Consider the following 25533-nt stretch of genomic DNA (forward strand, 5'->3'; position numbering starts at 1 on the left):
AATTATTTTTTACTCTTCCCTGATCGGAGTTCATTGAGTAATTGATGAAATATATTTTGATGTGTGCTGCCCGCATATTGCTTATCTATCATCTGAGAGGATGGCGCTAGGGTTCTAAATCCTTGTTTTGAGATTTCATCTTGTTCACGCTCTTCCCCATCATTAACGATATTGATGTCAAAGCATTCGCCATCAATTAATTCAATACGGTATTTTTCAGTGGTAATTTCATGTTCAATAAAAATATTACCGTTTTTATCCGTTAGCCCTTTGGTTAATAACGCACCATTGGCATAGAGCGTATAAGGCTCGAATGCACGGACTTTAGTTGGGCTTAATGGTGAAGAACTTAATTGGAAACGAAGGGATTGTTTGGGTATCGATTGAGGAAAATGAGGGTGATTAATATCCATACGGTCGGGGCCATCAACAATCCAATTACTCGCTTTAACGGTTTGATTACCCGGGCTACCGTATTCAATTTGCCCTCCTTTTAAACGAATAAATGCACCACCACAGGTCAATAATAACTCTTCTTTTGCCGCAATAATGGTTTTACCTGCGTGACTTGTCACAGTCATATCTTTTAAGGAAGATAAATGCATCTCATCCCCTTGCGCTTGTAACTCGACTTTCCCTTGTGCCGCAAAAGCCTTAATGCCCATTCGTTGGGCAAATAAGCTAATCACCTCACCTGCTGCTAAAGTAATTTTTTTACCAACAGAAATATCTGTCTGCCTTTGTGCTGATATCGTAATATTTTCATTACTGCTTAATTGCACCGTTTTGGGTGATGTAAGTGCAATACCCATAGGTGAGCTTAATACCATCGCCGCTTGCTTCATTTCATCAATCGACTGGCTTAATAATTTTTGCTGTGCCGCAAGATCGGCTAATTCCGCTTTAGCAATTTCAGCAGCTTCTTTTAAGGACGAAACTAAATGTAACGCATCTTCTAATTGCTGCTGTGCTTCACGAATATCAAGTTGCTCTGATGAAGCTTTAGCCCGCAAATCTGTACTAATAAACAACCCTTTACCTGCACGGATTGCGCCCCAACTATCTGTACGTAGCTCAAAACCATCACCCCGTTTTTCACGTCCACTATTAACAAGATGACCTAAATTAAGTTGAGTTTTTCCACCATATTCTGTACTTAATTTAATATGTTCTTCACCCCGTTTATCTTCCATTCGCAATTTGTTATTTGTTGGCGTGCGAATAATATTTCGAGTGTTATTTTTATCAGTAATATGATCAGGATGACGAGAGTCGTGTAATGCATGGGCAATATAAGGACGATCGGGATCACCTTCATGGAAAGCAATGGCAACTTCAGTGCCTTGAATTAAAGGGAAATGTATTCCATAGGTATCACCAGCATAAGGTTTCGCCAAACGAACGGGCATACTTTCATAGCCTGTTTTCTTTTCATGATTATCACGGTCAGCATCGAAGCAAACCCAATAATATCCATCCTCGTTTTGATGGGCATAAATATCATTGTCTTTCACACTTGATACCCGAGCCATCATAGTGCCCGCGATCACAGGACGAGGTTTGAGTTTGGGACGCCAACACAAGGTTTCACTGTAAGGTACTGCATCAAAAGAGACTTGTAAGGCTTTATCACGCCCACCAGCAAAATGCAGTTGAGTTAATAAAATAGATGATTGAAATATCAGAGGAAGTGTTGAGGGTTGTTGATTGTCTTTAATATTTAGCACCAGTAATGGTGATAAATCTGATGCACTACTTTTACCTTTTAATTGTATCTGTTGCGATAAAAAACGTTCATGATCTAAACGCGCCCAAAAGTTGGCAGTTTCAGCTTCAGGAATAAGCTTATCCCCTCGCGTTAAATGACGCGCACGATAATGATAGACATCACCATAGTTACTCCCATCACCTTCGTCTCTTGTCATATCACTAACAGCAGAAAGTAACGTATCTTGTGATAAACGAGGGTTGTAGTCTTTGGTTATTACGCTGTGTTCAACCACTTGATGGCGTAAAGATAATCCCCAAACACTTTCAACACCACTATCACTCATCCCTGAGGGGCTATTAAGAGGAAGTTGTTTTTCAAATTGATATTGGCTTTGTTTATCCCCAAAGTGAATCACTTCCGTTTGCGTTTCTTCATGAAGTTGAAAAGTATAAAAAACACCAATCTCACTTAATAATCGCTCAATAAATTGTAAGTCGCTTTCGTTAATTTGATTTATTTGCTCACGCTTAGGATATTCATGCTTAAGAGCAAATTCATATTCCCAGTTTTCAAAACCATGTTCTTCAAGAATTTTTTTAATCACGTCTGGTATTGAAAGATTAATAAAAAAGCGATGAGTTCTAATTTGATGCCGCAATAAAGAAAACCGAGGCTGAATAATTAACTGATATCGCGCTTCGTCTTTAGAGCCTGATAAACGCTGAAAGTCTGTTATTACACCATGAATACGTTTGGAAAAAGGTGATTGAGTTAGTGTGCTAATGTCTATGTTAAGAGGAGGTAAAAAAGTAAGCGTTGTACTTTTGCGTAATAAATTTAAGGGCTGTAAATCATGTTCTTGGCAAGTAAAAGTAACATGATAAGAGTAAATTTCACTAATTGCTTCATCGCCAAAAAAATACTCCACATCCATAGGAATATTATTGCCTTTTATGGCTAGCTGATAGCGATTATGTGATAAATTTACTTTTGCTATATCTATTACGCTCATAAATATTCCCTTTATAAAGCTCAATAATAAAAGTCTTTCTAATATCCCGCCAAGTTTGTTTAATTAAATTTAATATTAGTATTTAAATTAATCAATGTCATTTTTCTTAAAAATAAATGTCCTTATCGTTACCACTCAAAGGCGAGATTAATATTAATTTAATAATATCAATTAGTTATATTAAAAACCAAATAAATAACATTGAGAAGTAATCATTAAATTAGTGACAAACGGCAATATCATCTTATTAATTACACTTAAAATAAGTAAATTTATTTTAAGTAATTATTCTTAGTGAGAAAGCGATGCCGTATATGTGTTTTTATTTAGAAGCTCAAATAAAGATAGATAAAACAAAAAATATTTAATTTTAGTTATTATTTAGTCAATAAAGGTGCAAAATAAAATAGCCAATTAATCCACATTAGAAGTACCTTATTTTTTATATAAAAATCCCATTTCAGATAATCTGTACATAAAAGAATCAAAGGTTATGGCTCTTCGGTAATTTCACCTCATCTTGTTATTTTTTATACAATTATTTATCCATATTGTTACTATGGATTTATTTTTTTTACTCGTTATAATTTCCTCGTCATTTTAAGTAGTAGTTCATCACATTGAGTTCACAAAACGATACTCAGGTCTGTCTTGAATGATTGAAAAATGAAATCGTATCTTTACTGGACGTTTTTTAAACGCCCGGGACGGATGTTATTTATCAATTTATCAAGGAGACACTGATGCAAATCAGTCGTAGGTCTTTCTTTAAGATCTGTGCTGGCGGTATGGCAGGCACATCTGCTGCATTACTCGGCTTGGCACCTGAAGTATCTATTGCGAATGCTCGCCAATATAAATTATTACGTTCAGTCGAGACTCGTAATAACTGCACTTATTGCTCTGTAGGTTGCGGTATTTTGATGTATAGCCTTGGAGATGGCGCAAAGAATGTCGATAAAAGTATTTATCACATTGAAGGCGATCCTGACCATCCTGTTAGCCGTGGCTCTTTATGTCCGAAAGGTGCTGGGCTTGTCGATTATATCCATAGTGAAAATCGCCTGAAATATCCTGAATATCGTAGACCTGGCTCTGATAAGTGGGAGCGCATTTCATGGAATGAAGCGATTGATAAAATCGCCCGTTTGATGAAAAAAGACCGTGATGAAAACTTTGTTACCCATAATGAAAAAGGGCAAGAAGTTAACCGCTGGCTTACTACCGGTATGCTCTGTTCTTCTGCTGCTAGTAATGAAACAGGAATTTTAGATAATAAATTTTCTCGTTCATTAGGCATGATAGCTATTGATTGTCAGGCAAGACTTTGCCATGCGCCAACCGTCGCAGCATTAGCGCCAACTTTTGGTCGTGGCGCAATGACCAATAACTGGGTTGATATTAAAAACGCTAACGTTGTACTGATCATGGGCGGTAACCCTGCTGAAGCGCACCCTGTCGGTTTTAAATGGGTTATCGAAGCTAAAATTAAGAACAATGCGAAGGTTATCGTTGTCGATCCCCGTTTTAACCGTAGTGCTGCCGTAGCCGATCTCTATTCACCTATTCGTGCAGGCTCTGATACTGCATTCTTATTAGGTGTTATTCATTACCTTATCGAACACAATAAAATTCAGCATGAATATGTGAAAGCCTATACCAATGCTTCTTTAATTGTGCGTGAAGATTTTAGCTTTGATGAAGGCCTTTTCAGTGGGTTTGATAAAGAAAATCAAAACTATGATAAAACCTCATGGCACTATGAACTTGATGAGAATGGTTTAGCATTAAGAGATAATTCACTGCAACATCCTCGTTGTGTGTGGAATCTTTTAAAACAGCACGTTTCACGTTATACCCCTGAGATTGTTACCACTCTTTGTGGCACACCTTTAGAAGATTTCACCTATATCTGTGAAGCGCTTGCGTCTACCAGTGTAAAAGACAGAACCTCAACTATTTTGTATGCCCTAGGTTGGACACACCATACAGGTGGCGCTCAAACTATCCGTGCAGCAGGTATGATCCAGTTATTATTAGGTAACGTGGGTATGCCGGGTGGTGGTGTGAATGCGTTACGTGGGCACTCGAATATTCAAGGTTATAGTGATCTGGGCTTATTATCATTAAACCTACCAGGTTATATGCCTCTTCCTAATGAAAAACAGACATCATTAGAAACTTATTTATCCCAAGTCACACCAAAAACCGTGGTTGCAGACCAAGTTAACTACTGGAAAAGAACGCCTGATTTCTTTATTAGCTTGCTAAAAAGCTTCTGGGGTGAACATGCAACAGCACAAAACGAGTGGGGTTATCACTGGTTACCAAAATGGGATAAAAGCTATGACATCATGGCACAAACCCAATTAATGATTGATGGCAAAATGAATGGTTATATCGTTCAAGGCTTTAACCCATTAGCCGCTTTTGCCGACAAGAATAAATGTAGTGCCGCATTAGCCAAGCTGAAATATATGGTTGTCATTGATCCACTCGTGACTGAATCTTCTAATTTTTGGCAAAACCACGGCGAGATGAATGAAGTTTCATCAAAAGATATTCAAACTGAAATTTTCCGTTTACCTTCTTCATGTTTTGCTGAAGAAAATGGCTCGATTGCAAACTCAGGCCGCTGGCTACAATGGCACTGGGCTGGTGCTAAACCACCTGCACAAGCATGGCATGATGGTAAAATTTTAGGGCATTTATTAATGCGTCTGCGCGAACTTTATCGTGAAGAAGGTGGCGTATGTCCTGAGCCTATCATGAATCTCTCTTGGAACTACGTTGACCCTTACGATCCACAGCCAGAAGAAGTGGCGAAAGAAGCAAATGGTCAAGCTCTGCAAGATATCTATGATGAAACAGGCAAATTGTTGTTTAAAAAAGGACAACAACTTGATGGTTTCCATCAACTGAAATCAGACGGCTCAACGGCAAGTTTCTGTTGGGTTTATTCCGGTTGCTGGACCGAAAAAGGCAACCAAATGGCGAACCGCGATAACGCTGATCCATCCGGATTAGGTTGTACCCCGGGTTGGGCTTTTGCATGGCCACAAAACCGTCGAGTGTTATATAACCGCGCATCGGTTGATCCACAAGGTCAGCCTTGGGATGAAAAACGTCAGCTTATCAAATGGAATGGTAATCAATGGGTTGGCCCTGATGTACCAGATTATAGTAATGCCGCGCCTAATAGTGGTGTAGGTCCCTTTATTATGCAACCCGAAGGTATGGGACGCTTGTTTGCGGTTGATAAAATGGCTGATGGTCCATTCCCTGAATTCTACGAACCGTTTGAATCGCCAACAGAAGATAATATTCTGCACCCGAAAGTTTCTCGTAACCCTGTTGCTCGCTTATACAGCTACGATGCTGAACATTTAGGTAAAGCAGATGAATTCCCTTATGTGGCAACAACCTACTCAATTACTGAGTTGTTCCGTCACTGGACAAAACACTCATTAATTAATGCCATTGCACAACCGGATCAATTTATTGAAATTGGTGAACAACTTGCTTCACGTAAAGGCATTGTTCAAGGTGATGAAGTTAAAGTCAGCGCTAAGCGTGGCTATATCAAAGCTAAAGCCGTGGTGACTAAGCGTATTAGACCTCTAACGATAAATGGCAAAGTTGTTGATACTATCGGTATTCCTTGTCACTGGGGCTTTGAGGGAGCAACACGTAAAGGTTTCCTTGCCAATACATTAACGCCATCTGTGGGTGATGCAAACTCATTCACACCTGAATATAAGGCGTTTTTAGTCAATATCGAAAAGGCATAAGGGGAAACTGATGTCATTGCAATCTCAAGATATTATTCGTCGTTCTGCTACTAATTCCCTCACGCCAGCACCACAGGTACGTGATTTTAAAGAAGAAGTGGCAAAACTGATTGATGTTACTACCTGTATTGGCTGTAAAGCCTGTCAGGTTGCCTGTTCAGAATGGAACGATATTCGCGATAAAGTGGGTCTTAACGTCGGTGTTTATGATAACCCGATTGATTTAACCGCTAAATCATGGACCGTGATGCGATTTTCTGAAGTTGAAGAAAACGGCAAATTAGAGTGGCTAATTCGTAAAGATGGCTGTATGCACTGCGCTGATCCGGGTTGTTTAAAAGCCTGCCCAGCAGAAGGTGCCATCATTCAATACGCTAACGGTATTGTTGATTTCCAATCAGAGCACTGTATTGGTTGTGGTTATTGTATTGCGGGCTGTCCTTTCGATGTTCCTCGCATTAATGAAGAAGATAATCGCGCTTATAAATGCACGCTGTGTGTTGATCGTGTTGAAGTCGGTCAAGAGCCAGCTTGCGTAAAAACCTGTCCAACAGGGGCAATTCATTTTGGCTCTAAAGAAGCAATGACCCACCTTGCAAACGAGCGAGTCGCAGAGCTGAATACACGCGGTTATGACAATGCGGGTTTATATGACCCTCAAGGGGTTGGTGGAACTCACGTTATGTATGTACTTCATCACGCGGATAGACCTAATTTGTATCATGGCTTACCAGAAAACCCAGAAATTAGCTCAACGGTTAAATTCTGGAAAGGTATTTGGAAACCATTAGCGGCAGTTGGTTTTGCAGCCACCTTTGCAGGTGCAATATTCCATTACTTAGGTATTGGCCCTAACCACACCACAGAAGAAGATGAAAAAGAGGCACAAAAAGAGATGGAAGCATCACAAAATTCAGTGAATAAAGAGGAGCAGAAATAATGAAGAAGAAAAGCGATAAAATCCTTCGTCATACTGCCTCAGAACGTATTAATCACTGGGTTGTGGCGATTTTCTTTATCTTTACTACCTTTAGTGGATTGGGCTTTTTCTTTCCATCTCTAAACTGGTTTATGAATATTTTAGGTACACCACAGCTTTCACGCTTACTGCATCCTTTTGCAGGTGTTGCGATGGTGTTCTTCTTTATCTTTATGTTTTTTAGATACTTAAAACATAATTTTGTTGATAAAGACGACTTAGTATGGGCGAAAAATATCCATAAAGTGCTACAAAACGAAGAAGCCGGCGATATCGGGCATTATAACTTGGGTCAAAAAGGAATTTATTGGACACTAAGTATCAGCCTTATCGTGCTTACCATTAGCGGTATCATGATTTGGCGTCCTTATTTCGCGGACTATTTCTCTATCCCGGTTATTCGCATTGCCTTATTGGCTCACTCAGTGTCCGCTATTTTGCTTATCATTACGGTATTTGTTCATGCTTATGCTGCGTTTTGGGTGAAAGGTTCGATCCGTAGCATGATTGAAGGTTGGGTAACTCGTGGTTGGGCGAAAAAGCACCATCCACGTTGGTATCGTGAGATCTTAGAAGAAGAGAAAAAAGAAGCAGAAAGCAAATTAAACCAAAAATAATCAACTGCTTTTGTTTTTATAAAATAGATGTGAGAAAAAAATGGAGACTTAATCGTCTCCATTTCTATTTTGAATAAACACTCAACTTAATGTGCTGCTGTTTTTGCTTGCTCTACTAAGTTAATCAAACGGCTTCGCATTGTATGATAGTGCTGAGAAACTTGGCTTTCTGCCCATTTTTGATCGGCTATTTTAATCACTTTAGCTGCACAATATTTTGTTTCAGGTGTTTTTGATACAGGATCAAGATTATCTTGAGTCAACTCATTGCATGCCCCAATCCACCATTGATAGGTCATATAAATCGCTTGCTTATTGATTGTCTCATTCACATTACAACGAGACATAACCTTACCTCGACGAGATTCAACCCAAACAATCTCTTGATCACGAATACCCGCTTCTTTGGCAACATCAGGGTGAACTTGAACATAACCGGGTTCATCTGCAAGTGAAGCCAATGCTTTACAGTTACCTGTCATTGAGCGACAGGAGTAATGCCCCACTTCACGTACTGTAGATAAAATCATTGGATAGTCTGCATCCGGCAATTCAGCCGGTGCTCGCCATGGTGTAGCAAATAGCTGCCCTTTTCCTGATGGTGTGGTGAATTGATTACCTGAATATAAATAAGGTGTTCCTGCATCTTCGATATTAGTACAAGGCCATTGAATATGCGCTAAACCCGCCAATTTTTCATAAGTGACACCAAAAAATAGCGGACATAAAGCTCGGACTTCATTCCAGATCTCTTCATTATTTTCATAAGACATCGGGTAGCCCATTTCAGTAGCGAGTAAGCTAATGATTTCCCAATCTCGTTTTACATTGCCACGTGGCTCAATGGCTTTTTCAAAGCGCTGAAAACCTCTATCTGCACAGGTAAAGATACCTGCATGTTCACCCCAACTGGTTGACGGTAAAATCACATCAGCTTGCTTGGCGGTTTTAGTCATAAAGATATCTTGAACCACGACAAAATCGAGCGCTTCAAAGCCTTTTCTTACTAGGCCTAAATCGGCTTCGGTTTGAAGCGGATCTTCACCCATGATGTAATACGCTTTTACTTTGCCTTCAATGGCTAAATGCGGCACTTCGGTAATACGATATCCCACTTCAGGATCAAGTTGTTCAACAGGGATATTCCAGGCTTTGGCAAATTTTTCACGCGTATTTTCGTCAGTGACGTATTGATATCCTGGGAACATGTTAGGTAAAACCCCCATATCACAGGCACCCTGAACATTATTTTGCCCACGAACCGGTGCAACACCAACATGCGGTTTACCTAAATTACCCGTTAATAATGCAAGACCAGATAAGCCTTTAACCACATCAACTGCTTGGCCAAATTGTGTAACGCCCATTCCCCACATAATGGTGGCTGTTTTAGCGCCCGCATAAGTACGCATTGCCTTACGAATTTCAATTGCAGGGATACCGACAATATCTTGTACTGCTTCTGGGCTATAGTCGGCGAGTTGTTTTTTATATTCTTCAAAACCTTCGGTATAGCGACTGACGTAATCCTTATCATAAAGATCTTCATCAATTAGCGTATATGCGAATGCATTCACTAACGCCATATTTGTACCATTTTTTAATGGTAAATATTGGTTAGCAATTTTGGCAGTTTCTATTTTTCGAGGATCACAAACAATGATTTTAGCACCCTTTTGTTTTGCTTTAACTACACGGCGCGCCACAATGGGATGAGAGTCGGCACAGTTATAACCAAAGACTAATAAGCAATCTGAATCTTCAATATCAGCAATAGAGTTGCTCATGGCACCATTGCCTAATGTTTCTTGTAAACCAGCAACAGAAGGCCCATGACACACACGAGCACAACAATCGACATTATTATTACCTAATACTGCACGAACAAATTTCTGCATCACAAAGTTGGTTTCATTCCCTGTACCACGAGAAGATCCTGTACACATGATGGATTTCGCACCGTATTTTTCTTTTATTTCCAGTAATTTTTTTGCCGTATATTGAATCGCTTCATTCCAACTCACAATTTCAAAATCAGCCCCTTTTTGTCGGCGGATCATGGGTTCATGTATTCTGGCTGTCAGCAGTTTATTGTCATTAAGAAAATCCCAACCATAGAGTCCTTTTAAGCAAAGTTCTCCTTGATTGGTGACACCATTGGCACCTTCAGCTTTGATTATGCGACCATTTTCGACACAGAGATTGATTTTGCAGCCAGCGCCACAATAAGGACAGACGGAGTTGATTTTGTTCATTTGATATCCTTTCCCCTAACTAGGGAGTAAAAGAGTCATAAAGAACTTTTATCTAAGCAGGAATTATGCCAATTAATTTTTACTATTTAATCAATAATATACAAAAATAAATTAATATTTAATTACTGTTTCGACATTTTTGCCGATGCTCACCTTACACAAATAGAGTTAAATATCATAATTCATTACAGAATTCAGTTATTAGCATCAGAGAAACACTTTGAAATAAAAATTAATACTGGATTCTAATAAAATTTATTTCTTTAGTTTGAATTTATGATATAAATAATAAATACGCATTTTGAAAAACAATATTTCATATTGCATTGCGATTATATCCATTTCAATAAAGAGCAAAAAGATGAATATGAACACCAATAACCGACTCCTAGGCCTAAACCTACTACTCCTTCGTTAGGTGGCCAAGCGCGTTCATTTTTTTGCAAAAGCCACCAGTCAGGTGGCTTTTTTGTTGTGCCCCCTACTGGTGAAATTATTTTTAGGGGAGTTTCTATGATGTTGAGTTTTACCATAAGGATGATGAGTGACAACGTCTTCTCAATAAACAATTGTATGGCAATGCCTTCCATAACAGACCAAATGAAGCAGGGGGCAAAATGAGTCAACAATGGACATCAAGAGTCGGCCATATCTTAGCAGCCGCAGGATCGGCAATCGGTATTGGCGCAATCTGGAAGTTTTCTTATGTCGCAGCCAATAATGGTGGCGGTGCATTTTTAATTGTCTTTTTGTTATTTAGTTTCATTATTGGGCTTGCTGTATTACTGGCTGAGAATATCTTAGGCAGTAGCACACACGCAGAAGCCGTTAATGCCTTTAAAAAAATGATGGGACGCAATTGGGTCATCATTGGCGTTATTGGTGTATTCAGCTCTTGGTGTATTTATAGCTTTTATAGTGTTGTAGGTGGTTGGACAATTGGCTATACCGTTATGGCAGCAACAGGCCAGTTGAATATTACAGATAGCGCTGAATTAACTGGTATTTTTACCCGCTTTATTAGTGATCCTTTATGGCCTATTTTGGCTCACCTTGCCTTTGCTGGATTAACCTGTTTTGTAGTTTTAGCGGGTGTACAACGTGGATTAGAAAAAGCCGTCAAAATCATGATGCCAATGTTATTTATCATTATGATTTTATTGATTATTGTTGGTATCAGCTTACCCGGTTCTTCTGAAGGTTTAAAATTATTTTTATACCCTGATTTTAGTAAGTTAACCCCTCAAGGCGTATTAGATGCATTAGGATTAGCCTTCTTCTCACTGTCTATCGGTTTAGGCATTCATATCACTTACAGTGCTTATTTAGCAGATAATAAAGGTATTGCTAACTCCAGTATGTGGGTGGTTATTTTATCTTGTATGGTGTGTGTGCTTGCCGGATTAATGATTTTCCCTGCATTATCTGCCGCAGGCTTAGAGCCTAATGCTGGCCCTGGTTTAACCTTTATGACTATGCCAGTCTATTTTGCCAACTTACCCGGCGGTAATATTTTAGCAGTGACTTTCTTTGTCTTGTTATTAATGGCGGCGTTAACCTCTGCAATTTCATTACTTGAACATATCGTGGCTTATGTACAGATGCGTTTTCAATGGACTCGTCGTCGTGCAGGGTTAGTGGTTACAGCCTCTATTATGCTGATGGGTATTCCTGTTTCATTATCTTTCGGCCCTATGAGTGATGTGACATTCGCAGGTAAAACGGTCTTTGATTTGTTGGATTACCTGACTTCTAATATTTTGATGCCACTGTTCGGTATCGCAATGTGTTTAATCTTTGGTTGGTCACGTAGAGCAAATGCCTTGATCCCTGAAAATATCTCAGGAGTAAAACGCCAATGCTTATTATTGGTTTGGCGTTATATTGGTCCAATTTGTATCGGAATTATTTTAATTCATGGATTGATTGGCTAATTATCAACGAAAAAGAGCCACTCAAATGAGTGGCTCTCGACTTAACTGATAATGATTTATTTATGGATACTTGATGACTTTATTTATAGCTTTGTTTAATTTCTTTAGAAATCGCTAATCCACGTTTCGCTTCTTTCTCAGCAAGTTCAACGGATAGACCGATATAAGAGCGAGGATCAAGCATTGCCTTAATTTCATCTGCATTAAAAGCGGCTGTAATAGTTTCATTCTTCATTAGGTTAGTATAAAAATCTTCACCATCTGCCGCCGTTTTAATGGCTTCTTCATATAACAGTGAATGCGCTTTATCTTTACCTAATTTTTCTGCCATTTTCATCATAACGTATTCGGTATTATCTAAACCCTTATTTCTCATCACGTTATGTAGCATTCTCTCTTCATGAGGAACGATGGTTCTTGAAAGCTCTTCTGTTCTTAATAAAATTTCTGTTGTTAATTCTAATGCTTCTTCAATTAAGCCATCGAATAACATATAAGAACTGCTATCACCTTCATAAGGTCTTACCGCAGAGTACATCCCTATATTAGGTAACGAGTACAGTTTCTGTGAGTTAGCAATAATACCTTTCGCTAATTTTGGATTAATTTTATGAGGCATCGTGCTACTACCCACAGTACCTTTTGTAAATCCTTCAGAAACCTCAGCAATTTCTTCTAATGTAGTGCTATAAACTTCTTCACCAATTTTATGGCAAATATTTGCCATCAGTGCCAAGTTCATCATGTACTCTAATTTATGCGTACTTAGATTACGTGATGGTACTTCCATTGCTTGCATACCCACTAATTCAGCAACGCGTTTTTGTACTTTCATCCCCACTTCTGGCATTGAGTTAAAAGCACCTACTGCGCCACCCATCATAATGGTGAATACACGTTTCTCACTCTCTTTCATGCGCTGGTAGCAATCAATAAAATCGCTGATCCACACTGATACTTTATACCCATAAGTGATAGGAATAGCATGGCGACCGTGCGTTCTCCCCGCCATTACCATGTGTTTTGTTTTTTCAGCGAGATTTGATAAATTTTCAATAATTTCGCTCAACAATAACATGAACTTATCGTGTACTGTTTTCATCATATACAGCTGTGAACTTTGCTGTATGTTTTGTGTAGTAATACCGTAATGCACATATTTACCGCTCTCTTCAGAGCATGCATTCACCAGTACTTTTAAGAAAGGTACAAAGCCATGACCGATTTTTTGATAAATACGGTTCATCTCTTCAAAATCGATATTCTCTATAATCGCCTTTTCTTTAATTTCATCTGCGGCAGACTGTGGAATAAAACCGTATTCAGCTTGTGCTTGCGCTAACATTGCTTCAAACATCAACCAAGTTGAGTATTTAGCTTCATTGGACAGCAGATTTTTAATACCGCGATCGTCAATTGTTTTACTTTTAGAATCGTATAACGCTCTCATCATGTATCCTTTTATTTCTTCATTGCTTCATCAACAGCATTGCGAACAAATTCGACTTTAGGGCCATAAACGACATGGACATGGTTTGCTGCTGGAAAGAAGAATGCTGTACATCCAGACTCCAACATTAATTCTTTATCTATTTGATTAACTTCATTAATGTCGATACGCAGTCGTGTAATACAGTTATCAACATTACGAATATTTTGTTTACCACCTAACGCTTGGATTAAAATCTCTGCAATTTCGCCATAACGTTTTTCTTTGATTAACGTATTTTTCATATTGCTTGATTCTTCTCTACCCGGTGTTTTGATATCAAATTTGACGATAGCCCAGTAGAAAATGAAGTAGGTCACAACCGCAAGCACACTCCCAATCAGCACTAAGAAGATCCAGTTAGTGTGTTCGTACAGTAAACCAAAGATAGTAAAGTCAAAGACGGTGCCTCGGATATAACCAATTGCAACACCAGCAAAAGAGAGCAGAACCGCGCCAATACCCACGATAATCGCGTAAATTAAATAGAGTAGTGGTGCGATAAAGACGAAGGTGAATTCAAGAGGTTCAGTCACGTTACCTAACATTGCAGTTAAGACCATCGTCACCAGCATCGATTTAACTTCAGCACGGTTCTCTTTTTTCGAGGTTTTATAAATTGCTAATGCAATCGCAGGGAATAAGAACAACGTAACCAACATTTGTTGCTGAGCCATAAAACGCGTCAGACTTGGCATCATTGCCCAATATTCACTACTTGGCCCTTGGTTAAATAATACTTCTGTCATTGCTGGAACAACGCCCACATAGGTTTGCCCATCAATCACATAAGAACCACCGGCTTCAGTAAATCTAAACAGAACGTTCCAGACGTGGTGTAAACCAAATGGAATAAATAGACGCTCACCACCTGCGGTAAAGAAAGGTCCAACAGGACTTAAGAAGACAGCTGAGAGCTTAGTTAAGCCCATGACTAATACTTCCCAAATAAATGGCAGCAATGCACCTACGCCAATCATTAATCCGACCATAATAATGGCGACAGATTTTTTTCCTGAGAAGAAGGCAAATGCCGTTGGCAATTCAAGGTTATAGAATTTATCGGTAGCCCATGCAGCGATTAATCCTGTGATAATCCCCCCTGCGGCACTGATATTCATGGTTTGTATACCCAGAACCTTAATTTGCCCAACCTGCGTCATAATGGCAGGATCAGCCAGTTTTCCAGTCAATACCAACCAGATATTGATTGTACTTATCAAAGTTAAATAGCCCACCACAGAGGCAAAGACCGCGATCCCCTTATCTTTATGGCTCATTCCATACGCCACCCCCATTGCAAATAGAAGTGGAATATTGTCAAACACCACACCTGCAATAGAACGGATACTGACTAATAAAGCATTGACTGTTTCATTTCCTAAGAAAGGAAAGCGTGCAATCATATAAGACTGAACTAAAGCACCACTGATCCCCAAGATCATACCGATAGGTGCTAATACACCGATTGGTAGAAGTAGGGTTCTACCAAAGCGCTGAATAGATTCGCTGAACTTTTTCCTGGCCATATTTTTTTCCTTATGACTTCTCGAATATAAAAGAATTACCGAGGTACTCTAGCTTAGGGATTATAGGAAATGAATGACGTGGCGGTTTTAAATATTATCTCAAGTCATTTTTTATGACCTAGGTCTTTTTAATGAATACTTCAATTAATAATAATAAACAATTTTTTATTTTAGTAATGAAGATTGATCCTATAATTTAATATTAATATTGAAAAAGAAGGTTATTTAAATAATAGCTTATGATTATTTTAATCAGATAGATTAATGATTTTTAAACATTAAGAATAGAAAGAATATTTAATTAATAGGGTTATCAGTTTATTAGAACTTAAAGTAGTATTTCTAGCTCATTTATCAGTAAATCCACCAGCATAAAAAAGCCAATGCGTGATTTAGTGTCATCTTTTTTTGTATCGTGATTATCGGCAAAACAAAACAGGGCATGGCTTGCATAACTGGTTAATTCATTGGTGTTAAATGCTGTCATGCTAATAATGTTAGCTTCTTTTAACTGTACAATTTTTGCTGTTTCTATAATTTTTTTTGTGCCACCAGAAAGGGAAATAAAGATAACTGTGTCATCTTCATTAACAAGACGAGTAAACGAGTCAGATAAGTTGTAATCATTAATAAAAAAGCAATGTAGTCCTAAAGCAAACAAAAGGTGTTCAAGGTAATAACCGACTGCTTTACTCGTACCCCTTGCCACAATAAAAATATTCCTAGAATGACGTAAGGTTTTCGCACATTCTCGAATTTGTTCTTCATTAATTAAGGTAAATGTTTTATTAATATTTTTTTCTAATTGCTTTTTATAAGATGCTGTGCTCGTTTTCTCAACTTTATTTTGAGTCAAAATATAATTATTAATTTGGAATTTAAGCTCTTTAAATCCACTAAATCCTAACTTTTGCGATAAATTAATGATCACCGTTTTTGACACAAACGTTTTGGCAACTAAATCATTAATATTTAAATAGGGTATATCTGCAATATTATCGGTGAGATATTTTAATACTTTTTTTTCGCTGATGGTTAAATTGTCATAATTCTTTAGGAAATCCAGCATATCTCACCCAACCAATTGAATATAAAACCCCCGATAAAGGAGCGAACATCCCAAAAGCACGCCCGTTCTTTTCGCGCGCTTATGTGCAATAAAATAGATAACGAGTATACGTTAAATCATACAGTTATGTAGGATCAGAGTGATATTTTGTGAATTAGCATAATATTGAGCCCATCTTTTAATGAGCCCAATAGGTGTTATTCGTTACCCCAGCGATTAAGAAACATGGCGATATCATCAATGCGTTTTTTATCAATACCCGCTTCTTTTGCCATCTCTTGCTGTGCCGATTCGCTAATTTCTTCATTATTCATTAATTTAGTGAGTAATAACTGGAAGTAAAGAGCAAGCGCATCTTCTTCGGTCTCAGCAACAGGATCGGTTGATTCCAGTGAATACTCTTCTACCATGTCATAATATTTAAAGTGGATTTCATTGTTCATAAATTCTCCCCAAGGATTAACGTTAATACTCGTCGTATTCGAATGACTAAGAGTATATCTCTACATTCGCCAGTTAACCTAAAATTCGCTATCATCCACTTTCTTCTTTTTTGCGGATAAGCTGATGTCTACGATTATCGATACTTTTATTGCCCCACCTTGCCATGATGAAATCGAGATCCTCTATCAAGACGAACATTTAGTCCTTATCAATAAACCCACAGGGCTATTGAGTTTATCAGGAAAAAATCCACAAAATATAGACTCGGTACATTATCGATTAGTGAAGCTATTTCCGGGATGTACTCTCGTTCATCGACTTGATTTTGGGACATCTGGATTGATGGTTATTGCGCGTAATAAAGCAATCAATGCCCTTTTGTGTCAGCAATTTAGCCAGCGCAGTGTCACCAAGGTATACAACGCACTACTATGTGGTCATTTGAAAGAGAATGAAGGAGTGATTGATGCACCGATTGCAAAAGATCCCGCTCTGTTTCCACGCATGTCGATTTGCCCTATTAATGGTAAACCGGCTCGCTCTGGTTATCACGTTATTGAGCGTTTTTATCATACGTTAGAAGATGGAACGTTGTTACCTTTAACACGGATACAATTTACGCCTGAAACAGGAAGAACGCATCAACTTCGTATTCACAGCCAGTTTATAGGGCATCCTATTTTAGGTTGTGATTTATATGGTGGGTACGAGGGAGGCTTAATTGAAGGAATGGTAAGAACTGAAGGGACTCCGCGACTTATGCTTCATGCGAGTGAACTTCATTTTGTTCACCCTATTAGCCAAGTGCCAATAAAAGCACACTGCAAGAGCCCGTTTTAAATGTCGATATTTACAGTTTAAGTGCTTTTACTGTTTCATCGATATCAAGTTCATCTTCAGTGAAAATTATTTCAGTTCCGTGCATTGTGGTGATCGCAAGCTTTCTCAACGGGCGCATATTATTAGCACCATCCGCTGATTTTGGTCTGATACTATTCATTAACGTACCAACAGAAAGTACGGTATTTTCTTTGTTAATATGCGTGTCTGCAGGCACATCTTCACTATAAATTCGAAATGATTTAATAGATGTCAGTTTAACTCGCTCACCTGCAATATAAACATATTTGCTATCTGGGATCACTTTAACCGCATACGCAGACAGACCTTTGGTATTGGTGGTCGGCTCAAACGTGACATTTGCATCTGTCTTTATCAAAGCAGGGTTGGCAACTTTAATCACATGAAAATAACGGTTATCCCCGTTTTCATCTTTAATAAATCCAAAACCTTTATCTTCAAACCACTTTGTGATTATTCCGTTCATTGCCATTATCGCCTACTTAATCGTTTATCTACAAAAATTTCCAGATACAGTATAAAGCACAATGCTTATACAGACTATGCCTTTGAGCTAATAAGCTACTTTGCATTACCACATCAAATCATCTGGAATTTTAAAATCAGCATAAGGATCGTCTTCATCTTGTTCTGTCTCGCTCAGTGCATTATTCAACAAGATACAGTCCACGTCTCTTTGTGTGATTTTATCCGCAACACTGGCTGGAATAATCGCGTATTCCGTTTTATCTGCATTATCCAGACGAGCAATAGCAAGACGCCCACTAATTAATTGAGATTGCGTCAGTTTATCCACCACAATTTTTTTAATCACATTATTGTCAGTGAAATTAAAATCAATATCGCCTTTTGCTGGCATAATTCTATTCATCTCAATAAGTTGCTTAACTTGCGCTTTATATTCTTTAGATAAAGTCGCTTGTTTTTGTTGTTCACTAAGCAGTTTATCGCGCTCAAGTTGAGCTTTTTTATTTTCTTCTACGGCTTCTCTCGCTTCTCGCGCTTGAACACGTGATTTTTTTGCCGTTCTTTGGACTTTTGCCATTTTTTTACTGGTCACAAGCCCTGCTTTTAACATTTGCTCTTGTAAGGTAAGTTTTGCCATTTTTATGCCTAAATCTGCTAAATAATTTTTGAAATTATACCTGTAATTTCTAAGAGTGCATTAGATTGGAAAGATGTTGAAGAAAACTGATTTAAAAATTCTGCTACTTGAGAAAATATTTATATCTAATTTTCGATTTGAAAATAAATATAAAATATTTAAGTATTCGCAATCACATGATGAGTAGTTTTAGCAACATTTGAACCTATCCTTGCATTCAGAGTATATTGGAAAAACTATTATCAAACTTTCTCTTATAACAGGTAATACTAACAATGGCTCTGATCCCAAAAAACTATGCACGGTTGGAAAGTGGCTACCGTGAAAAAGCACTGAAAATCTACCCGTGGGTATGTGGACGTTGTGCTCGTGAGTTTGTTTATTCAAATTTACGTGAACTAACCGTTCATCATATTGATCACGACCATACCAATAACCCAGAAGACGGTAGTAACTGGGAGTTATTGTGTCTGTTTTGCCATGATCACGAACACTCTAAATACACAGAAGCAGACCAATACGGCACAACGGTTGTCGCTGGTGAAGATGCGCAAGACGATGTCGGTGCAGCAACCTATAATCCTTTTGCTGATTTAAAGTCGATGCTCAATAAGAAGAAATAGTGAATGCAATGTCTGCTTTAGTGCAAAGCAGACAATCTATCCTATTTTCACGCTCCTATGCACAATGGTGTATACTTACCAACAAGAAATTTGTTCATGGTTAATTAATAATGAAAGAAATCGAAAAAGCAAAAATTAAACTCCTTAGCGACCGTTTAGACCTTATTCGTCACAAGATGGCAAATATCTCTCCGTCAGATGAAGTAGAAAAAGCGGAGAAATACGCAGAGTTTGAGAAAGAAAAAGTAGAACTGGAAGCTGAAATTGCTCATCTGAAAGCAGTACGTAACAATAAACTAAGTAAAGAAGCGCAGAAATTAGAGGATATGCCATTCAAACGCCTCATCACTAAGAAAGAACAGGCTGATATTGGTAAGCTAAAGAAAGCCGTGCGAGGCTTGGTTATTGTCCATCCAATGACGGCATTAGGCCGTGAAATGGAGCTAGAGGGAATGACCGGTTTTTCTAAGACTGATTTCTAGTTAGATAATTAATCCAACTAAAACCTGTAATGATCGACTAATACTGAAAGGTTCTTAATATACTTTTCGTTGTTATGAACCGTCAGTTATCCGCAGTTTTCTTACTACCCCCTGTATATTGTAATACCTCGCAATCATTGAAAAGTTGTAATGTAGAGTATTACGATTAACCTGCCGGTTGCCTTCTTTTCGAACTTGTAAGAAAGGTTTACAAGTTGAGTTTTGTACAAGTTTTCCTTCAAAGAAAACATTAATTAGATAATTTATTGGAAAGTGATGAAACCAAAGATGGCGGAAGATCACAGGAGTCGAACCTGCCAAGGACCGCTGGCGGCCCCATCTGGATTTGAAGTCCAGCCGCCCCACCGGGGACGATGATCTTCCATTTTTGAATGGGTCAAAAGGAAATAACGAGATGATTATACGCTGAATTATTTTTAATCCCAAGTGCATCAAATCAATAAAACTCCTTTCAAATAAAATAATCCCGTTTTTGAGTAAAACTTCGGATAATTACCGCGATACTATTGAACTTATACAGTTTCATCCTCATCTTACTATCTATAACGAATAAACTCAGTGGTGTGTTTTACATCACTGCAAACCAAAATACAGGATGTTTTTTATGTCAAATCCATTACTTAGCACAACGGGATTACCTGCATTTTCCCAGATCAAACCAGAACATGTTGTTCCTGCATTAAAAGAAGTATTAACAACTTACCGTGAAACAGTTGAAAGATTACTGGCTGAAAATACCCAATTTAACTGGGATAACCTTTGTCAGCCATTAGCAGAAGCAGGCGATAAACTTTCTCGTGTTTGGTCTCCAGTCAGTCATTTGAATTCTGTCAAAAATAGCACTGAACTACGTGAAGCGTATGAACAAAGTTTACCATTGCTGTCTGAGTTCAGTACGTGGATGGGGCAACATGAAGGCTTATATCAAGCTTATAAATCAATTAAAGAAAGTGCTGATTTTAATGCATTAACTCAACCACAAAAAAAAGCAATTGAAAACGCATTACGTGACTTTGAATTGTCAGGTATCGGTTTACCCAAAGAGAAACAGCAGCGTTTTGGTGAAATCAGCGCGCGTATGTCTGAGTTAGGCGCTAAATATGGAAATAATGTATTAGATGCAACAATGGGTTGGTCTAAACTAATTACTGATGTAGAAGATTTATCCGGTATGCCTCAAAGTGCTATTGATGCTGCAAAAGCTATTGCACAAGCCAAAGAGCAAGAAGGCTACCTATTAACGCTTGATATGCCAAGCTATCTGCCTGTCATGACATATGCTGATAATCGTGAACTAAGAAAAGAGATGAGTATCGCTTATAGTACGCGAGCCTCCGATCAAGGCCCAAATGCAGGTCAGTGGGATAATAGCGAAATTATCGCTGAAATCCTTGCATTACGCCACGAACTCGCTCAACTCCTTGGTTTCAAAAATTATGCTGAAAAGTCACTCGCCACTAAAATGGCAGAGTTTCCAGAACAAGTCCTTAGTTTTTTAACTGACTTAGCACAACACGCTCACCCACAAGGTAAAGAAGAGTTAGCTGAACTCACACAATTTGCAAAAGAGCACTATGGCGTTGATAAATTAGAATCATGGGATTTGGCTTACTATAGCGAAAAACAGAAACAACATCTGTTCTCAATCGATGATGAGCAACTGCGTCCTTACTTCCCTGAACAACGTGCTTTAAGTGGCTTATTTGAAGTTGTTCATCGTATCTATGGTTTAACAGCTAAAGAACGTAACGACATAGACACTTGGCATGATGATGTTCGTTTCTTTGAGCTTTACGATGACAGTAACACCTTGCGTGGTAGCTTCTATCTTGATTTGTATGCGCGTGAACACAAACGTGGTGGTGCTTGGATGGATGACTGCATGGGAAGAATGCGTCATGCCGATGGCAAGCTACAAAACCCTGTTGCTTATCTCACCTGTAACTTCAATAAGCCTATAGGTGATAAACCAGCACTGTTTACTCATAACGAAGTCACCACACTTTTCCATGAGTTTGGCCATGGCTTACATCATATGTTAACGCAAATTGATACTGCCGATGTTGCAGGCATTAACGGTGTACCATGGGATGCTGTTGAATTACCAAGCCAATTTATGGAAAACTGGTGTTGGGAGCCTGAAGCATTAGCCTTTATTTCTGGCCATTATGAAACTGGCGAACCATTACCACAGGCAATGCTTGATAATATGCTTAAAGCAAAAAATTATCAGTCCGCAATGTTTGTGTTACGCCAACTAGAATTTGGTCTATTTGACTTCCGTTTACATGCAGAATATGACCCCACAAAAGGGGCTCGTGTAATGGAAACCTTAACCAGTGTGAAAGATCAAGTATCTGTTGTTCCTTCAACACCTTGGGCTCGTTTCCCTCATGCCTTTAGCCATATATTTGCAGGTGGTTATGCCGCAGGTTATTACAGCTATTTATGGGCTGATGTGCTTGCAGCTGATGCCTTCTCTCGTTTCTCCGAAGAAGGAATTTTTAACCGCGAAACAGGCCAATCATTCCTAGATAATATTTTAACTCGTGGCGGTTCTGAAGAGCCAATGGAACTGTTTAAACGCTTCCGTGGTCGTGAGCCAAAACTTGATGCTATGCTTAAAGGCTACGGCATTAAAGGATGATATGTGAATATCTGTTTACTTTGTGAAGAAGGCGCTGATAACAGCGCCTTATCAGATTTAGCGCAACGTTGGGGATTAGTTCACGACGAAACGCAAACAATGGCTTTAGTGTTAACGCCGACTCACCTTGAATTACGCAAACAAGATGAACCTAAATTAGGTGGCATCTATGTGGATTTCGTAGAAGGCACCATGGCACATCGTCGTAAATTTGGCGGTGGTCGAGGTGAAGCGGTGGCAAAAGCAGTTGGGATCAAAAAAGACTATCTGCCTGATGTTGTTGATGCAACAGCAGGACTTGGCCGTGATGCATTTGTCTTAGCATCTATTGGTTGCAAAGTCAGAATGGTAGAGCGTCACCCCGTAGTTGCAGCATTACTTGAAGATGGGTTAAAACGTGCTTATCTTGATGCTGACATTGGTGAATGGATGCAAGAAAGAATGACGTTAATTCATGCCTCTTCTGCCCAAGCACTCACTGAGATCACGCCTCCTCCTGATGTTGTCTATCTTGATCCGATGTACCCACATAAAACAAAAAGTGCATTAGTCAAAAAAGAGATGCGAGTGTTCCAATCTTTAGTCGGTGCAGATGAAGATGCAGATGCGCTACTAGAACCGGCAATCACTTTGGCAAAAAAACGTGTTGTCGTAAAACGTCCTGATTATGCTGAGCCATTAAATAATCAGCCTGCACACGCCAATGTAACAACAAAAAATCACCGTTTTGATATTTACCCTTGTGTGTAAACACTGACATATAAGGGTAAAAAATTGATTTGAAATCTGACGGGTGTTAAACACCCGTTCAGAATCAGTAAGATTTACAGCACGCCTTGAGCCAGCATTGCATCCGCAACTTTGACAAAGCCCGCAATGTTCGCACCTTGAATATAATTAGTCTGCTTACCTTCACCACCGTAATTCACACAAGCATGGTGAATATCTAACATGATGTGATGTAAACGAGCATCCACTTTCTCTGCTTTCCAGCTTAAACGTGCTGCATTCTGCGCCATCTCTAAACCAGAGGTTGCAACACCGCCCGCATTAGCTGCTTTACCTGGTGCAAAAAGGACACCTGCTTCGATAAAAGCATCTGTTGCTGCAATCGTTGTGGGCATATTCGCACCTTCAGCAACGGCTTTAACACCATTTTTGATCAAGACTTTTGCAGCCTCTAGATCTAATTCATTTTGTGTTGCACAAGGTAGAGCAATATCAACAGGAATAGCCCAAGGTTGTTGCCCTTCAAGATAGGTTAAACCAAACTCTTTGGCATACTCTTCAACACGACCGTAATTATTTTTAATTTCAGTTAGGCGTGTGAGTTTTTCAGTAGTAAATCCGGCTTCATCAACCACAGTACCACCTGAATCCGATGCAGTTATGACTTTAGCGCCTAATTCTAAACATTTTTCGATAGTAAACTGTGCAACATTACCTGCTCCAGAAACCGCCACACGCATCCCCTCAAGAGACATACCATGACGTTTAAGCATCGCATTAGTAAAGTAAACTAAACCATATCCAGTGGCTTCTGGGCGGATTAAACTGCCCCCGAATGAAAGACCTTTTCCTGTAAATACACATTCATTGCTATTAGACAGTTTTTTCATCATGCCTGCCATAAAGCCAACTTCTCGCGCACCTACACCAATATCTCCTGCTGGAACATCTGTGTTAGCCCCTAAATGACGATAAAGTTCAGTCATTAAAGCCTGACAAAAACGCATGACTTCCCCATGACTTTTACCTTTAGGATTAAAGTCAGAGCCACCTTTCGCGCCACCCATTGGTAATGTCGTTAAGGCATTTTTAAATGTTTGCTCAAAACCTAAGAATTTTAGGATAGAGAGATTCACAGAAGGATGAAAACGCATACCACCTTTGTAAGGCCCGATAGCTGAGTTAAATTGGATACGCCATGCACGGTTAACTTGCACTTGCCCTTTATCATCTAACCAACAAACGCGAAACTGAATAATACGTTCAGGCTCAACTAAGCGCTCAAGTAATGATTGTTCACGATATTGTGGATTTTTTTCTAAAAAAGGCCACAAAGTGGTAAAAACTTCACGAACCGCCTGATGATACTCAGGTTGATGAGCGTTATATTTTTCTACCCCTTCTAAAAACGAAGACAATGAGCCAGATATATTCATTCCGCTATTCCTTTTTTGTGTAATGTGATGTTGGCATAACCTCATTTATTCGGAATATTTTTGGGTTTTGTGAGGTTGATGTTGTTTTGCTTCTTGAATATATCATTAAAATACATTCACACTTCAAGACATTTTTTTCATAATTAGACAAAAAAAAAAGGTTGACTCTACTTAACAGCAGGAAAAATAGGAATTTTAGGTAAAAAAATACCTGCATAAGCAGGCATTTTTTTTGCTTAAACAAGCAAGCGATTATTCTTCATCATCTTTCAGAGGAACAATTAACATATCAACATGCACAGTATTAATTAATTGACGTGCTGATGACATCAATTTGCTCCAGAAGTCTTGGTGATGACCGCAAACAACTAAATCCATATCGTATTTTTTAATCGCATCAACCAGAACTTGGCCTAAATCACCGCTACCACTCAAGGTTTCCTGAATTTCATAACCTGATTTATCTGAGAGGTCTTTTAACGCGTTACGGGTTTCATCAGTAATACGTTGTTGCATATCACCGAGGTTGACATCAATTAGACCGGTATAAAGATCAGAATAGTTAACATCAACGTGAATTAAGGAAACTTTGGCATTATAGGGTTTTGCCATAGATACAGCTTTCTGTACTAAGACGTTACTCTCAGGGGATAAATCAACTGCCACTAGAATATGCTTATAAGCCATCGTGAACTCCTTCCATAAGCTGATTAATCGGTTGGAAAGGCGGTTAAGCCTAAATCCTATGTATTAAATATAACGTTTTAAGATGAAAGTTAGATGTCGCCTTGATCACAAC

General features: G+C 38.7%; 19 protein-coding genes and 1 tRNA gene. 9 read left to right on the forward strand and 11 right to left on the reverse strand.

Annotated elements, in window-relative coordinates:
* Positions 1 to 2 precede the first annotated feature (2 nt).
* Complete coding sequence (locus LG402_RS19965) at positions 3 to 2723, reverse strand: DUF2345 domain-containing protein (protein WP_227336193.1); 2721 nt, start codon at positions 2721 to 2723, stop codon at positions 3 to 5.
* 743 nt (positions 2724 to 3466) lie between these two features.
* On the opposite strand from LG402_RS19965, the gene fdnG reads away from it, so the two are divergent.
* The 3 genes from fdnG to fdoI are packed head-to-tail and all read left to right on the forward strand — an operon-like array spanning position 3467 to position 8110.
* Complete coding sequence (fdnG, locus tag LG402_RS19970; protein ID WP_227336194.1) at positions 3467 to 6514, forward strand: formate dehydrogenase-N subunit alpha; 3048 nt, start codon at positions 3467 to 3469, stop codon at positions 6512 to 6514.
* 10 nt (positions 6515 to 6524) lie between these two features.
* The gene (gene fdxH / locus LG402_RS19975) at positions 6525 to 7454 is read left to right on the forward strand and encodes a formate dehydrogenase subunit beta (protein WP_227336195.1); all 930 of its coding nucleotides are present in this window, start codon (positions 6525 to 6527) and stop codon (positions 7452 to 7454) included.
* The gene (fdoI, locus tag LG402_RS19980; protein ID WP_227336986.1) at positions 7451 to 8110 is read left to right on the forward strand and encodes a formate dehydrogenase cytochrome b556 subunit; all 660 of its coding nucleotides are present in this window, start codon (positions 7451 to 7453) and stop codon (positions 8108 to 8110) included. Before fdxH ends, fdoI begins: the two co-directional genes overlap by 4 nt.
* 86 nt (positions 8111 to 8196) lie before the next feature.
* Here fdoI and fdhF read toward each other — a convergent pair whose 3' ends face one another.
* The gene (gene fdhF, locus LG402_RS19985) at positions 8197 to 10365 is read right to left on the reverse strand and encodes a formate dehydrogenase subunit alpha (RefSeq protein ID WP_227336196.1); all 2169 of its coding nucleotides are present in this window, start codon (positions 10363 to 10365) and stop codon (positions 8197 to 8199) included.
* Positions 10366 to 10982: 617 nt separating this feature from the next.
* Between fdhF and LG402_RS19990 the strand changes: the two genes are divergently transcribed.
* Positions 10983 to 12299 (forward strand): sodium-dependent transporter, encoded by a 1317-nt coding sequence (locus tag LG402_RS19990; protein WP_166540466.1) that lies wholly within the window; start codon positions 10983 to 10985, stop codon positions 12297 to 12299.
* Positions 12300 to 12378: 79 nt separating this feature from the next.
* Here the strand turns inward: LG402_RS19990 and LG402_RS19995 are convergent, their stop codons facing one another.
* The 4 genes from LG402_RS19995 to LG402_RS20010 all read right to left on the reverse strand — a co-directional run bounded on the left by LG402_RS19995 (position 12379) and on the right by LG402_RS20010 (position 16829).
* Positions 12379 to 13749, reverse strand: a complete 1371-nt coding sequence (locus tag LG402_RS19995) for an adenylosuccinate lyase family protein (RefSeq protein ID WP_227336197.1) — start codon at positions 13747 to 13749, stop codon at positions 12379 to 12381.
* Positions 13750 to 13760: 11 nt separating this feature from the next.
* Positions 13761 to 15317, reverse strand: a complete 1557-nt coding sequence (locus LG402_RS20000) for a PTS transporter subunit EIIC (RefSeq protein WP_109409962.1) — start codon at positions 15315 to 15317, stop codon at positions 13761 to 13763.
* Positions 15318 to 15645: 328 nt separating this feature from the next.
* Positions 15646 to 16386, reverse strand: a complete 741-nt coding sequence (locus LG402_RS20005) for a MurR/RpiR family transcriptional regulator (RefSeq protein ID WP_166540457.1) — start codon at positions 16384 to 16386, stop codon at positions 15646 to 15648.
* Positions 16387 to 16583: 197 nt separating this feature from the next.
* Positions 16584 to 16829 carry a DUF2543 family protein gene (locus LG402_RS20010; protein ID WP_166540456.1) on the reverse strand — a complete coding sequence of 82 codons (246 nt, stop codon included), beginning with the start codon at positions 16827 to 16829 and terminating at the stop codon, positions 16584 to 16586.
* Positions 16830 to 16953: 124 nt separating this feature from the next.
* Between LG402_RS20010 and LG402_RS20015 the strand changes: the two genes are divergently transcribed.
* A complete protein-coding gene (locus LG402_RS20015) occupies positions 16954 to 17670 on the forward strand; it encodes an RluA family pseudouridine synthase (RefSeq protein WP_166540455.1) in 717 nt (238 codons plus the stop codon).
* A gap of 10 nt (positions 17671 to 17680) precedes the next feature.
* Here the strand turns inward: LG402_RS20015 and LG402_RS20020 are convergent, their stop codons facing one another.
* Both LG402_RS20020 and LG402_RS20025 read right to left on the reverse strand, forming a co-directional pair.
* A complete protein-coding gene (locus LG402_RS20020; RefSeq protein ID WP_166540454.1) occupies positions 17681 to 18163 on the reverse strand; it encodes a cold-shock protein in 483 nt (160 codons plus the stop codon).
* 99 nt (positions 18164 to 18262) lie between these two features.
* Positions 18263 to 18796, reverse strand: coding sequence for a DUF2058 domain-containing protein (locus tag LG402_RS20025; RefSeq protein ID WP_166540453.1), 534 nt, complete (start codon positions 18794 to 18796; stop codon positions 18263 to 18265).
* A gap of 275 nt (positions 18797 to 19071) precedes the next feature.
* On the opposite strand from LG402_RS20025, the gene yajD reads away from it, so the two are divergent.
* Both yajD and LG402_RS20035 read left to right on the forward strand, forming a co-directional pair.
* Positions 19072 to 19419, forward strand: coding sequence for an HNH nuclease YajD (gene yajD / locus LG402_RS20030; protein ID WP_006534437.1), 348 nt, complete (start codon positions 19072 to 19074; stop codon positions 19417 to 19419).
* Positions 19420 to 19529: 110 nt separating this feature from the next.
* Positions 19530 to 19901: a YibL family ribosome-associated protein gene (locus tag LG402_RS20035; protein WP_166540452.1), complete on the forward strand. Its 372-nt coding sequence runs from the start codon at positions 19530 to 19532 to the stop codon at positions 19899 to 19901.
* Between the two features lie 289 nt (positions 19902 to 20190).
* Here the strand turns inward: LG402_RS20035 and LG402_RS20040 are convergent.
* Positions 20191 to 20285 (reverse strand) — tRNA-Sec (locus LG402_RS20040).
* A 241-nt stretch (positions 20286 to 20526) separates the two neighbouring features.
* On the opposite strand from LG402_RS20040, the gene prlC reads away from it, so the two are divergent.
* Together prlC and rsmJ are read left to right on the forward strand one after the other, a co-directional pair.
* A complete protein-coding gene (gene prlC, locus LG402_RS20045) occupies positions 20527 to 22569 on the forward strand; it encodes an oligopeptidase A (protein WP_227336198.1) in 2043 nt (680 codons plus the stop codon).
* 3 nt (positions 22570 to 22572) lie between these two features.
* Positions 22573 to 23319, forward strand: a complete 747-nt coding sequence (gene rsmJ / locus LG402_RS20050) for a 16S rRNA (guanine(1516)-N(2))-methyltransferase RsmJ (protein ID WP_166540450.1) — start codon at positions 22573 to 22575, stop codon at positions 23317 to 23319.
* 74 nt (positions 23320 to 23393) lie between these two features.
* Here rsmJ and gdhA read toward each other — a convergent pair whose 3' ends face one another.
* Positions 23394 to 24734, reverse strand: a complete 1341-nt coding sequence (gene gdhA / locus LG402_RS20055; RefSeq protein ID WP_166540449.1) for an NADP-specific glutamate dehydrogenase — start codon at positions 24732 to 24734, stop codon at positions 23394 to 23396.
* Positions 24735 to 24986: 252 nt separating this feature from the next.
* Positions 24987 to 25421 (reverse strand): universal stress protein UspA, encoded by a 435-nt coding sequence (gene uspA / locus LG402_RS20060; protein WP_072068945.1) that lies wholly within the window; start codon positions 25419 to 25421, stop codon positions 24987 to 24989.
* Positions 25422 to 25533 lie beyond the last annotated feature (112 nt).

The sequence above is a fragment of the Proteus sp. NMG38-2 genome (assembly GCF_020640995.1).
Taxonomy (GTDB): Bacteria; Pseudomonadota; Gammaproteobacteria; order Enterobacterales; family Enterobacteriaceae; genus Proteus.

What these genes read in the sequence shown, in the direction of transcription:
- LG402_RS19965 (WP_227336193.1), bottom strand. Translation starts at nt 2,723, where the DNA reads ATGAGCGTAATAGATATAGCAAAAGTAAATTTATCACATAATCGCTAT.
- fdnG (WP_227336194.1), top strand. Translation starts at nt 3,467, where the DNA reads ATGCAAATCAGTCGTAGGTCTTTCTTTAAGATCTGTGCTGGCGGTATG.
- fdxH (WP_227336195.1), top strand. Translation starts at nt 6,525, where the DNA reads ATGTCATTGCAATCTCAAGATATTATTCGTCGTTCTGCTACTAATTCC.
- fdhF (WP_227336196.1), bottom strand. Translation starts at nt 10,365, where the DNA reads ATGAACAAAATCAACTCCGTCTGTCCTTATTGTGGCGCTGGCTGCAAA.
- LG402_RS19990 (WP_166540466.1), top strand. Translation starts at nt 10,983, where the DNA reads ATGAGTCAACAATGGACATCAAGAGTCGGCCATATCTTAGCAGCCGCA.
- LG402_RS19995 (WP_227336197.1), bottom strand. Translation starts at nt 13,749, where the DNA reads ATGAGAGCGTTATACGATTCTAAAAGTAAAACAATTGACGATCGCGGT.
- LG402_RS20000 (WP_109409962.1), bottom strand. Translation starts at nt 15,317, where the DNA reads ATGGCCAGGAAAAAGTTCAGCGAATCTATTCAGCGCTTTGGTAGAACC.
- LG402_RS20005 (WP_166540457.1), bottom strand. Translation starts at nt 16,386, where the DNA reads ATGCTGGATTTCCTAAAGAATTATGACAATTTAACCATCAGCGAAAAA.
- LG402_RS20010 (WP_166540456.1), bottom strand. Translation starts at nt 16,829, where the DNA reads ATGAACAATGAAATCCACTTTAAATATTATGACATGGTAGAAGAGTAT.
- LG402_RS20015 (WP_166540455.1), top strand. Translation starts at nt 16,954, where the DNA reads ATGTCTACGATTATCGATACTTTTATTGCCCCACCTTGCCATGATGAA.
- LG402_RS20020 (WP_166540454.1), bottom strand. Translation starts at nt 18,163, where the DNA reads ATGGCAATGAACGGAATAATCACAAAGTGGTTTGAAGATAAAGGTTTT.
- LG402_RS20025 (WP_166540453.1), bottom strand. Translation starts at nt 18,796, where the DNA reads ATGGCAAAACTTACCTTACAAGAGCAAATGTTAAAAGCAGGGCTTGTG.
- yajD (WP_006534437.1), top strand. Translation starts at nt 19,072, where the DNA reads ATGGCTCTGATCCCAAAAAACTATGCACGGTTGGAAAGTGGCTACCGT.
- LG402_RS20035 (WP_166540452.1), top strand. Translation starts at nt 19,530, where the DNA reads ATGAAAGAAATCGAAAAAGCAAAAATTAAACTCCTTAGCGACCGTTTA.
- prlC (WP_227336198.1), top strand. Translation starts at nt 20,527, where the DNA reads ATGTCAAATCCATTACTTAGCACAACGGGATTACCTGCATTTTCCCAG.
- gdhA (WP_166540449.1), bottom strand. Translation starts at nt 24,734, where the DNA reads ATGAATATATCTGGCTCATTGTCTTCGTTTTTAGAAGGGGTAGAAAAA.
- uspA (WP_072068945.1), bottom strand. Translation starts at nt 25,421, where the DNA reads ATGGCTTATAAGCATATTCTAGTGGCAGTTGATTTATCCCCTGAGAGT.